Genomic DNA, 11,230 nt, shown 5'->3' with positions numbered 1-11,230 from the left:
ACCAGCCCCAGGATCATGGCGCGGCTGGGCGGCGTTTTCAGATACTCGATGACATGCGGCTCGATCCCGACATGGCGGATCAGGGCCAGGGTGTTGCGCGACGTCCCGCAGGCGGGGTTGTGATAGATGACGACGTCCATGAGGTCCTCAGGCGCGGCAGGGCGCGAGTTCGGCCAGAAGCGGCTCGCACAGTTCAGCGCGGCCCTGACAGCAGTCCTTCAGCAGGAAGACGATCAACGCCTGAAGACGGCTGCGGTCGGCGCGATAGATGATCGAGCGGCTGCGGCGCTCCGAACTGATCAGGCCGGCGCGGGAAAGGACGCCTAGGTGCGCCGACATGGTGTTGGCCGGCACGGCGAGCGCGTCCGCGATCTCTCCGGCGGGCAGGCCCCCGGGTTCGTGCCGGACCAGCAGGCGGAAGGTCTCCAGCCGCGTGGGCTGGGCCAGCGCGGCGAGGGCGAGGATGGCGGCTTCTGATTCCATAATTCTGAGATAATGGAATTATTGGCGTCGTCAATCAAGCCGGGGAACGCTGCCATCGACTACGCCTCCTACGGCATCCGGGTGAGCTCGGTCTGCATGGCCAGCACCGCCACCCCCGTAGTCGAGCGCGCCATGCGGATCCTGCGCAAGCGCGTCCGTGCGACCGGCGAGGGCGCCGGCATCGCCATGATCATTGCTTCCGAGCGGGCGGCCAGCGACTGGGCGTGTGCGCGCCCGAGCGGAACTCCGCTCTACTATCGGCGTTCGCTCATCTCAGGTTTGGGACCGGGCAGGGATGACGCATCCGCAGTCTGTCGCATGGATAGCCGCAGCCGCTCTGGCGGGGGCGACGCCTGCTCTGGCGCAGGCCCCGCCGGATGCCGAGGCCCTGGCCCTGGAAGTCATCGAGTTGCGTCAGGCCGTCGCCGCGCTTCAGGCGCGGCTCGACGCCATCGATTCGGGACGACAGGCGCAGGCCAACGCCATCCCGGTCTCGATTCCGGTCTCGGCCCGTATGGCCGCGGCCCCGGATCTGGCTTCGGGGGCGGGGCGAATGGCGGCGGCGTCGGTCCTGCCGACCCGATACACGTTCGGCGATGAACTGACCGGCGTGGCGCGGGCCGACACGGCGGCGCCGCCGAACGACCCGGACCTGCGCGGCTTCATTTCCGTTCCCGGCAGCCAGACGATGGTGCGGTTTGGCGGCTTCGCCAAGGTCAACGCCATCTTTGACTTCGCGCCGGCGGGCAGTCCGGACCGACTGATCACGTCCGTCATTCCCATCGGCGCGGGCGATGGACGCAATACCAGTCTGGACGCCAACAACACTCGGTTCAGCTTCGAGGCGCGCCGGCCCAGTGCGATGGGGCCGATGCGCGTCTATCTGGAGAACGACTTCTATGGCGGAGGGGGCGGCACGGCCTTTCGTCTGAGGCAGGCGCATGGCCAGATCGGCAACACCTATGCGGGTTATGGCTACACCGCCTTCGCCGACGCCGACGCCTTTCCCGATACGCTTGACGACGAAGGGCCGGGCGGAGGGACCCTGGTGCGCGTGGCGGCGATCCGGCAAATTTGGAAACTGGGCGGCGGGGCGACGGCGGCCCTGTCGATCGAGGACCCCGCATCGGAGTTGATGCTGACGACCGGCCGGACGGCCGCGCAACCGGCCCCGGACGTGGTGGGGGTGCTGCGGCTGGAGCGGCCGTGGGGCCACGTCCAGACCTCGGCGGTGACGCGGCTGGTCGGCTACAGCGAGGGCGACCGCAACGAGAGCGCCTTCGGCTATGGTCTCAGCCTGTCAGGCCTGTTCAAGCTGGGCGACGACTTCGCCATGGCCGGCTTTACCTATGGCGACGGCCTGGGGCGCTATTTCAATGACCTGAGCGGGGCGGGGTATGACGGGCTGATCCAGCCGGACGGGGACGTGCGCACCCTGGCCGTCTATGGCGGCTACCTCGGCTATACGCGACACTGGAGCCCGCGCTGGCGCTCGAACCTGGTCGGCGGGATCCTGGTGCTTGACCGCGACGACCTGCTGGCGCCGACCGCGTTCCGGTCCAGCGGCTATGGGGCGGCGAACCTGATCTGGGCCGTCAGTCCCAGCTTCTCGGTCGGGGTCGAGGTCCTGTACGGGCGTCATGAATTGCAGAACGGGCAGGACGCGGACGTCACCCGTCTGCAGGCCAGCCTCAAGTATGATTTCGTCCAGTGAGCGCCGATGTCGCGGGCGGGGACGATGTCGCCCCCTGAGGCCGGCCCCTGAGGAGCCTGCCCCAGGGGCCGGCCGGTCTAGCTTCAGTCGACGGCCGGATACTCGAACGGGTCGGTCGGCGTCGGTTCGGTCGGCAGCGGCATGCGCGGCAGCGGAGCGTCGCGGTTGGCCGCGTTGAGCAGGAAGCTGGCCAGGATGATTGCCGCCTGACGCAGGTCTTCGGGCTTCAGGTGGTCATAGCTGTCGATGCTGGTGTGGTGGATGCGGCTGGAATAGTCGAGCGGGTCCTGGATGAACTGGTATCCGGGCACGCCCACCGTCTGCATATAGACGTGGTCGGTGCCGCCCGAGGGGCGCAGCGAGACGGTGGTCGCGCCCATGCTGGCGAAGGGGGCCAGCCATTCCTGGAAGATGGGGGCGGCGGCGACATTGCCCTCGGCGTTGATGCCGCGGATCTTGCCCGAGCCGTTGTCCAGGTTGAAATAGGCGACCAGGTCGCGATAGCCGGGGCGCGGCTCGACCGGCCAGCGGTTGCGCCAGGTGCGGTTGCTGGGCAGGGCGGCGAGGGCCGGATCCGACGACGGCGCGCGCGTGGCCAGATAGCGGTCGACATAGGCCAGCGAACCCAGGATGCCCTGCTCCTCGCCGTTCCACAGGGCGAAGCGGATGGTGCGCTTGGGCTTGACCTTCAACTGCGACAGGATGCGGGCCGCCTCCATGACCACTGCGCTGCCGGCGGCGTTGTCCTGGGCGCCGTCCGACGCCACCCAACTGTCCAGGTGGGCGCCGGCCATGACGTATTCGCCCGAGCGGTCCGTGCCGGGAATGTCGGCCAGGATGTTGTAGGCGTTGACGTCCTCGTCGTGGAACTGGACCTCGCTGAGCAGCGACAACATCGGGGGCGTGTCGGTGCGGGCCAGACGCGCGAGGCGGCGATAGTCCTCTGCGGCGATCTCCATGCCCGGCAGCTTGGGCGTGCCGCCGACCTGATAGGTATAGCCCGTGCCGTGCAGCAGGCCGCCGTCGCGCTGGGACATCCGCACCCAGGCCAGGGCGCCTTCCTCGGCGAGGAAGGCGTCGAGGCGGCCGGCGAACTCCGCCATCTTGAGCTGACGTTCGACCGGGACGTGACTGTGCTGCGGCTGGACGTAGGTGTTGCGGTCGCGCAGTTCGGCGTCGGTCCAGCGGCGGAAGGCCGGCTCGGTCGGCTCTGAGCCGGTGTTGGGCAGGGACAGCATGACGATCTTGCCGGCCAGCTTGCCGCGCCACTTGTCGAAGTCCTCGACCTTGGTGATCGGGGCGACGACGACGCCGGCGCTGATGACGCCGTTGGTCGAGGGCGTCCAGGCCACCGGAATGGCGCGCAGCTCGATGGCGCGCGGCGCCGTCATGCGGGCGCTCGAGCGGACGATCGACCAGCCGCGGCCGAACTCGAAGCCCTCGGCGCGGACGTTCGACAGGCCCCAGTCACGGAACTGCTGCTGGCTCCACTGCTCGGCCTGGCGCATCTGCGGCGAGTTGGTCATCCGCCCGCCGATCCGGTCGGTCAGATAGGCGGCGGTCTGCATGACCTCGCTGTGGTTCAGGCCCTGGTCGATGATGCCGTTGATGGCGACGCGATCGACTGACTGTGCCAGCGCGGGCGTGGCGATGCACAAGGCCGATAGGCCGACGAGAAGACGTTTCATATGGAAGCCCCAGAGATTCAACTGGGCGGCATTTGACGTGATCCGGCCGCGCTCTGCAAACCGCCGATCGCAGGCGCCGTCGCTGCGGGAGCCAGAGGGCGATCCAGCCGTTTTCCGATCTTCTCGCGGAGAGACTTCATCATGCAACCGACCTTCCGACTGAGCGCGCTCAAGCTTGATCCCCTGCAGTGGCGCGTGACCGCCGAATTCACGGACGAGGCGACCGTGATCACGGCTCATTTTCCGTTCCGTCCCGAATACGACATGCCGTTCGGGCGGGTCAGGGAGCTGGCCGAGCAACGCGCGCTGGAGCTTTTCAGCTATGCGCCGCAGGAGGTCTCGGCGCGCGAGGCCTTCTAAGAGCGCCGTCGATCGACGAATTCGGCGCAAGACGTGAGCGGACTTGCGCTTCGTTTGATATCTAGCTTGGCGACACGCGCCGCCGCCTGCCGGCCTCGAAAGGATTTTGCATGACCGACACGCTCGAACTCTCCCACTGGATCGGCGGCGAAAAGATCGGCGGCGCGCTGGCGGGCGAGAGCCTGAACCCGTCGGATGTGCGCGACGTGGTGGCCCGCACGCCCAAGGGTGGGGCCGCCGAGGTGGATCAGGCGGTGCAGGCGGCGCGGGCCGCCTTCGGACCCTGGGCCGACGCCTCGCCGGAAGCGCGCTTCGACGTGCTGGACCGGGCCGGTTCGCTGCTGATGGAGCGCCGCGAGATCGTCGGCCGCCTGCTGTCGCGCGAAGAGGGCAAGACCCTGGCCGAGGGCATAGGCGAGACTGCCCGCGCCGCCCGCATCCTCAAGTATTTCGCCGGCGAGGCCCTGCGCGTCCACGGCCAGAACCTGGCCTCGACCCGGCCCGGCGTGGAGGTCCAGACCTATCGCCAGCCGGTCGGCGTCTTCGGCCTGATCACGCCATGGAATTTCCCGATCGCCATCCCGGCGTGGAAGATCGCGCCGGCCGTCGCCTTCGGCAATACGGTGGTCATCAAGCCCGCGGGGCCGACGCCGGCGACCGCCGAGGCTCTGATCGCCATTCTGCATGAGGCGGGCCTGCCCAGGGGCGTGGTCAACATGGTCATCGGCGACGGCGACGTGGGCCGGGCCATCGTCGCCCATCCCGGGGTGGACGGCATCAGCTTCACCGGCTCGCAGGCCGTCGGCGCCGGCGTGGCCGAGGGGGCGATGAAGCGTCAGGCCCGCGTGCAGCTGGAGATGGGCGGCAAGAACCCGCTGATCGTGCTGGACGACGCCGATCTGGAGCGGGCCGTGAGTATCGCGCTCGACGGCAGTTTCTTCGCCACCGGCCAACGCTGCACGGCCTCCAGCCGCCTGATTGTGCAGGACGGCGTCCACGACCGCTTCGTGGCGCTTCTGGCGGAGAAGGTCGCGGCGCTTCGGGTCGGCGACGCGCTCGATCCCAACACCCAGATGGGGCCGGCTGTGACCGAGGCCCAGCGCGAGGTCTCCTACAGCTACATCGACATCGCCAAGGGCGGCGGCGGCCGCATCGTCACCGGCGGCGAGCGGCTGAGCCTCGACAAGCCGGGCTGGTACGTCCAGCCGACCCTGATCGCCGACACCCTGCCGGACGCGCGGATCAACACCGAGGAAGTGTTCGGCCCCGTCGCCTCGACCATCCGGGTCGCCAGCTATGAAGAGGCCCTGGCCGTGGCCAACGGCGTCGAGTTCGGCCTGTCGGCGGGCATCGTCACCCAGTCGCTGAAACACGCCCGCGACTTCCAGAGAAACGTGCGGGCCGGCATGACCATGGTCAACCTGCCGACGGCGGGCGTCGATTATCACGTCCCCTTCGGCGGGACGAAGAAGTCCAGCTACGGCCCACGCGAACAAGGCTTCGGCGCAGTGGAATTCTACACCCAGATCAAGACCAGCTATTCCGCGATCTGATCGGCGGCGGGGGCGGGGCCGGATGTCCGACGGCCCCGCCCCGCGCTGAGACCCCTGGAGGGCGGCCTAGAACCAGGCCTTGATGCCGACGACGACGCGCGTGGCGTCCACGTCGTCGCCGCGGGCCCTGGCGTAGTCGGCGGTGTCGCCGAAGGCGCGGCTCCACTCGACCCCGACGTAGGGGGCGAACTCCTTGCGGATTTCGTAGCGCAGGCGCAGCCCCGCCGTGACCGAGGTCAGGCCCGAGCCGACCTCCAGTTCGGGAATGTCGCTGGCTGACAGGGCGACCTCGATCGCCGGCTGCAGGATCCATTTCTGGGTCAGGCGCTGGTCGTATTCCGCCTCGGCGCGGGCGGTCAGGTCGCCCTCGGTCGACAGGAAGGCGGCGGCGCTCATCTCGAACCAGTAGGGCACTACCCCTTGGACGCCCAGGGTCAGGTGGGTGGTGTCGTCGCCGTCCGGACGGAAGTCACGGCGCACGCCGGCCTGTACGTCCCAGAAGGGCGCAATGGCGCGGCTGTAGAGGGCCTGGACCTCGGCGTCGTGCAACTGGCCGTCGAAGGCGCCCTCGCCCTCGGTCTTCCACCAGAAGCGGTTGATGTCGCCGCCGGTCCAGCCCTGAGCGTTCCAGCTGTAGCCTTCCTCGCCGTCGCCGAACCCGGCCTCGATGGAGTCGATCAGGACGGCGGTGGTGCGCACGTCGCCGTTCTCGACCAGCAGTTGCTTGCGCGAGGCCGCCATGACGGCGGGGTCGAACAGCAGGTCCGCCGCATGGGCCGGCGCGGCGCGCGCGGCGGCGGGCGGCGGCGTCTCGACCATGCGGCCGCCGACGGCGTCCACGCTGGTCGGGATATTGGGCGCACCGCCCGTCACGGCCGACATGTCGTGTCCGGCGTGGGGATCGGCGGCAGGCGTCTGAGCCGGAGCCATCCCGCTCATGTCATGGCCAGCATAGGGGGCCGCCGCAGCCGCAGGGCTCATGGCGTGACCGGCATGAGGATCGACCGGCGCCGGCTGGGCGGCGTGCCCCGCATGGCCGCTCATGTCGTGACCCGCGTGCGGATCAGCGGCGGGCGTCTGGACCGGCGCCGCCTGCATCCCGCTCATGTCGTGGCCGGCGTGGGGATCGGCAGCCGCAGCGGGAGCGGCGTGCCCGGCGTGACCGCCCCTGTCATGATCAGCGTGCGGGTCCGCCGCCACCGGGGCCGCAGGCGCAGCAGGCCGAGGCGCAGCGGCGCGCGGCTTGGGCGCGGGCCTCGGGCGGGCCTGCTGAGGGCGAGCTTGCACAGGGCGTGCCGGCGCGGCGTGGGCGCCATGACCTGCATGCCCGCCATGGCTCTGGGCGACGGCGGCGCCGGCGGCCAGAATCAGGGGTAGAACCGCGACAGCGGCGAACAGGGCGCGGCTCATCGGGCGGCTCCTTCCAGCGGGCGGACCGTGACGATGTTGAACATCCCCGCGTGCATGTGCATCAGCAGGTGGCAGTGGAAGGCCCAGTCGCCGGGCGCATTGGCGGTCAGGTCGAACGTCACCTTGCTCCCCGGCGCCACATTGACCGTGTGCTTCAGCGGCTGATGCCCGTCGTGGCCGTTGACCAGCTCGAAGAAGTGGCCGTGCAGGTGGATCGGGTGGGCCATCATGGTGTCGTTGACCAGGGTCACGCGCACTCGCTCGTTCAGCTCGAAGCGGATCGGCTCGACCAGTTCCGAGAACTTGCGCCCGTCGAAACCCCACATGAAGCGTTCCATATTGCCGGTCAGGTGGATTTCCATCGAACGCGACGGGGCGCGGGTGTCCGTGTTCGGTTCCAGCGAGCGCAGATCGGTATAGACCAGCACCCGGTGATCCACGTCCTGAAGACCCTGCGGCCGTTCGCCCAGGCGGTTGGCGGGCGCGGGCGAGACCATGTCCACCCCGACCCCAACGGCCATGTCGGCCGGGGCGTTGGCCGGGTCGCGCATGCTCATGCCGCCGTGGTCCATCGGCGCGGCGGCTCCGGCAGCGGCCGCCCCGTGGGCCGAGTGGTCCATGCCCGCCATGCTGCCGTGATCCATGCCGCCCATGCCCCCGCCCATGCCCATGTCGCTCATGGTCAGGTTCGGAACCTTGCGCAGCGGCGGCGCCTCGGCCGTCATGCCCAGGCGCGGGGCCAGGGTGGCGCGGCCCATGCCCGAACGGTCGATGGCCTCGGACACGATGGTGTAGGCGCGGTCCTCAAGCGGGCGAACGATGACGTCATAGGTCTCGGCGACCGAGATCTGGAACTCGTCCACCTCGACCGGGCGGACGTGCTCGCCGTCGGCCTGAACCACGGTCATGGCCAGACCCGGAATGCGGACGTTGAAGATCGACATGGCCGAGGCGTTGATGACGCGCAGGCGCACCCGCTCGCCGGGCCGGAACAGGCCGGTCCAGTTCTCTTCCGGGCCGTGGCCGTTGATCAGATAGGTATAGGTCGTGCCGTTGACGTCCAGGATGTCGCGCGGGTCCATCCGCATCCCGCCCCACATCCGCCGTTCGGCCAGGCTCATGCCGTCCGACCCGTCCAGCAGACCGGCCAGGGTGGTCTTCTGCATGTTGAAGTAGCCAGGGCTCTTCTTCAGCTTGGCCAGGATTTCGTGCGGATGCATGAAGCTCCAGTCCGACAGGACCAGGACGTGCTCGCGATCATAACCGACCGGGTCGACGCCCGCCGGGTCGATGACGATGGGGCCGTAGTGGCCCATGGCCTCCTGCAGGCCCGAATGGCTGTGATACCAATAGGTGCCCGACTGCTTGATCGGGAACTCATAGACGAAGGTCTCGCGCGGCTTGATGCCGGGGAAGCTGACGCCCGGCACCCCGTCCATCTGGAAGGGCAGCAGCAGGCCGTGCCAGTGGATCGAGGTGTCCTCGTCCAGGGTGTTCGTCACCGACAGACGCACGTTCTGGCCCTCGCGCATCCGCAGCAGGGGCGCGGGCAGCAGGCCGTTGACCATGAAGGCGTGGCCGGTGCGACCGCCGACGGTGAAGTCGGCATGGCCCACCGTCAGGTCGATGTTCGGCCCCGTCAGCGTCGGCAGGTCGGCGCGCAGTCCCGGCGATCCGGTTTGCGCCCAGGCGGGCAACAGGCCCTGAAGGCCCAGCAGGCCGCCGCCCAGGGCGGCGCCGCGCAAAAGGGTTCGACGGTCGAGGGGGGATGTAGCCATGGGACGTCTATACTCGGCGGATTGATCCTAAACGATACGCGGGACCGCCAGACATCCCTCGGACAGAGCTTCGCGACAGGGCGCCGCAGGTCCGGCCCTTCCTGTCACCGCGTCAGGATCGCCGCCAGCTTCTGACGCGCGCGAGCGATGCGGGTCTCGACGGCCTTGGGCGTGATCTTCAGGGTTTCGGCGATCTCGGCGTGGGAGCGCCCGTCAAGCGCCGCAAGCAGCAGGGGTGCCTTGAGCGCGTCGGGCAGGTCGGGCAGGGCGCGGTTCAGGGCCTGCATCCGGCGCTGATCGTCCAGGCGATCCTCGGGGCGGGCGGCGTCCTCGCTGATGGCCATGGCCTCGGGGGCGTCCAGCCCCATGACGCCGCGCACGATGCGCCGCACCGTCCGCTTGCGGCCCCAGTCCCGGCACTTGTTGACCGCTATGGCGCGCAGCCAGGTCGCAAAGGGGCGCGCCGGGTCGTAGCGGCGGATGGCCAGCCAGGCGGCGGCGTAGGTTTCCTGCAGCAGGTCGTAGGCCTCGTCCTCATCCCCGACATAGCGACGGACGAAGCGGTGCAGGTCGGCCTTGGTCGCGGTCATCAGCGCGGTGAAGGCCGCGCGGTCGCCGCGCGCAGCGCGCGCCTCAATGGTGTCCTCGGAGGGCACGCGACCTTATCGCGTCTCTTGAACCAGGGCGCCGGCGACGCCCTTGTCGAAGGTCTGCGCCTGTTCCGGGGTCAGGATCGAACGCATCTCAAAGACATGAGCGATAGTGGCCTTCTGCAAGGCCCCCATGGCGTCGTGGAAATGATCGACCGCCGCCTGCACCTGGGGGCTGTCGCCCTGGTTGGCGGCGATGGCGGCGGCCAGTTCGCGATTGGCGGCGCGCACGTCGGCTTCGAGGCTGGCGCGTTGGGGCGCGAAGCGCGCCTCGATTTCGTCGAGACGGGCGTCCTGCTCGGCGGTCAGGTCCAGTCGGCGATGAACGATGTCGTGCAGGCTGGGCGTCTGGTGCCGCTTCATCATCCATTCCGCGCCGGCCCAGGCGCCGACGCCGCTGGCCAGGGCGGCGAGAACCGCCGTCAGGGCGATGGACTTCCAGCCGCCGCTCATCCGCCGACCTCCAGGCTGGACAGGGGCGAAAGGCCTGCGGACACACTGAAGACCTGAATGTCTGAGGGGCGGGGCTTGGGCGTCAGCACGAACAGGCCGCCGTTGGCCGCGCCGACGATCAGCGCCATGACCATGATGGTCAGACGGACCTGCCCCGTGCGGCGGCTCGCCTGGCGCGCCTCGATGCGGCGCCACACCCCGGCTTCCAGCTCGGCGAGCGGCGCGGCGCCGACGGGCGCGGCCGCGATCATGCGGTCGATAGCTTCAGTCATCCTGCACCTTCCCAGCCCCGATCGTCATACGCACGGGGCGACGGCGTCCCTCAAAATTCAGATGAGGAATCGTCCTCGACCATGCGTAACTATCAGAGATCGGCCGCCCCGGCTGCCGGTCCTGGTCGGGGCGGGAGCCGATGAGACCTTCAGGGCCATCCAGTCGTCAGCCGCGCCATGAACGTCGCGCCGTTCGCGTCGCGCGCCAAAAGGCCGCCGTCCGATTTCGCCCAGACGGCAGCGGGCGACGGCAGGGGGACGCTAGTCCCAGACCGAACTCGATCAGCAGGCTGGCGCGCAGGTGACGCGGGCGTCCTTGGTCGCCGTCCCATGCCCGGTCCAGGTGAAACTGGCCGAGCCGTCCGGGTCTCAGCGCCGCCGCCGCCGCGCCCTGAGCGAAGGCGGCGAACAGGGCGTCAGGGCCCGGGCCGCGCCCCGTTCCATGCCGGCGATCATATAGAGATCAGCGAAGCGGGCCTGATCGCTTCCTCCAGCGATCCGGCCATCAAGGCGGTCTGGGCCGCCAGGGCGGCGGATGCGGCCGCGGGGGCGCTGGATAACCATCAGGAGGGCTCCAAGCCGGGCGTTGAAGCCGCTAGGGATTGCGCGTCCCCGCGTTCTAGCTCTCACGGCGCGCCGCGCCTGAAGCGGACAGGGCGTTCTCAGGCAGATTTTCGCCCTAATTGGGGGGATCGGAGGAAAGCGCGAAAAGGTCGTTGACTCCCCCGTCGGCTTTCCCTAGATAGCCGCCTCCGCCGCTTCTCCGGGAGCGGCTTTTGTGAAAAGAAAGTTCTTTAAAAAGAACTGCTTGACACGGAAAACTGAGGCGTCTAGAACGCCGCCTCCGCCGCGGACCGGCGCTAAACAGT

11 protein-coding genes are annotated in these 11,230 nt (G+C 69.1%); 3 read left to right on the top strand and 8 right to left on the bottom strand.

The features are described from left to right. On the bottom strand, window positions 1-140 hold a 140-nt coding region (locus VGE49_RS07885), incomplete at its 3' end, for a thioredoxin domain-containing protein (protein WP_473964832.1). A 7-nt stretch (window positions 141-147) separates the two neighbouring features. Next, window positions 148-483 carry an ArsR/SmtB family transcription factor gene (locus VGE49_RS07880; RefSeq protein ID WP_331034009.1) on the bottom strand — a complete coding sequence of 112 codons (336 nt, stop codon included), beginning with the start codon at window positions 481-483 and terminating at the stop codon, window positions 148-150. 295 nt (window positions 484-778) lie between these two features. Between VGE49_RS07880 and VGE49_RS07875 the strand changes: the two genes are divergently transcribed. Continuing rightward, window positions 779-2,197 (top strand): DcaP family trimeric outer membrane transporter, encoded by a 1,419-nt coding sequence (locus VGE49_RS07875; protein WP_331034008.1) that lies wholly within the window; start codon window positions 779-781, stop codon window positions 2,195-2,197. Between the two features lie 83 nt (window positions 2,198-2,280). On the opposite strand, the gene VGE49_RS07870 is transcribed toward VGE49_RS07875, so the two are convergent. Beyond that, window positions 2,281-3,885 (bottom strand): M20/M25/M40 family metallo-hydrolase, encoded by a 1,605-nt coding sequence (locus tag VGE49_RS07870; RefSeq protein WP_331034007.1) that lies wholly within the window; start codon window positions 3,883-3,885, stop codon window positions 2,281-2,283. Window positions 3,886-4,026: 141 nt separating this feature from the next. On the opposite strand from VGE49_RS07870, the gene VGE49_RS07865 reads away from it, so the two are divergent. Beyond that, window positions 4,027-4,245, top strand: a complete 219-nt coding sequence (locus VGE49_RS07865; protein WP_331034006.1) for a hypothetical protein — start codon at window positions 4,027-4,029, stop codon at window positions 4,243-4,245. A 110-nt stretch (window positions 4,246-4,355) separates the two neighbouring features. Next, on the top strand, window positions 4,356-5,798 hold the full coding sequence (locus VGE49_RS07860) for an aldehyde dehydrogenase family protein (RefSeq protein ID WP_331034005.1): 1,443 nt from the start codon (window positions 4,356-4,358) through the stop codon (window positions 5,796-5,798). A 66-nt stretch (window positions 5,799-5,864) separates the two neighbouring features. On the opposite strand, the gene VGE49_RS07855 is transcribed toward VGE49_RS07860, so the two are convergent. The 5 genes from VGE49_RS07855 to VGE49_RS07835 form a co-directional block, all read right to left on the bottom strand. Continuing rightward, window positions 5,865-7,208 (bottom strand): copper resistance protein B, encoded by a 1,344-nt coding sequence (locus VGE49_RS07855; RefSeq protein ID WP_331034004.1) that lies wholly within the window; start codon window positions 7,206-7,208, stop codon window positions 5,865-5,867. Beyond that, window positions 7,205-8,986, bottom strand: coding sequence for a copper resistance system multicopper oxidase (locus VGE49_RS07850; RefSeq protein WP_331034003.1), 1,782 nt, complete (start codon window positions 8,984-8,986; stop codon window positions 7,205-7,207). Before VGE49_RS07850 ends, VGE49_RS07855 begins: the two co-directional genes overlap by 4 nt. A gap of 104 nt (window positions 8,987-9,090) precedes the next feature. Beyond that, window positions 9,091-9,642 carry an RNA polymerase sigma factor gene (locus tag VGE49_RS07845; protein WP_331034002.1) on the bottom strand — a complete coding sequence of 184 codons (552 nt, stop codon included), beginning with the start codon at window positions 9,640-9,642 and terminating at the stop codon, window positions 9,091-9,093. Between the two features lie 6 nt (window positions 9,643-9,648). Then, window positions 9,649-10,089, bottom strand: coding sequence for a Spy/CpxP family protein refolding chaperone (locus VGE49_RS07840; protein WP_331034001.1), 441 nt, complete (start codon window positions 10,087-10,089; stop codon window positions 9,649-9,651). After that, on the bottom strand, window positions 10,086-10,361 hold the full coding sequence (locus VGE49_RS07835; RefSeq protein WP_331034000.1) for a hypothetical protein: 276 nt from the start codon (window positions 10,359-10,361) through the stop codon (window positions 10,086-10,088). The genes VGE49_RS07840 and VGE49_RS07835 overlap by 4 nt, the downstream gene beginning before the upstream one ends. Between the last annotated feature and the right edge of the window lie 869 nt (window positions 10,362-11,230).

The organism is Brevundimonas sp. (assembly GCF_036405315.1).
GTDB lineage: Bacteria > Pseudomonadota > Alphaproteobacteria > Caulobacterales > Caulobacteraceae > Brevundimonas.
Note: the sequence above shows the minus strand (reverse complement) of the source record. Positions and strands in the feature narration are given on the sequence as shown.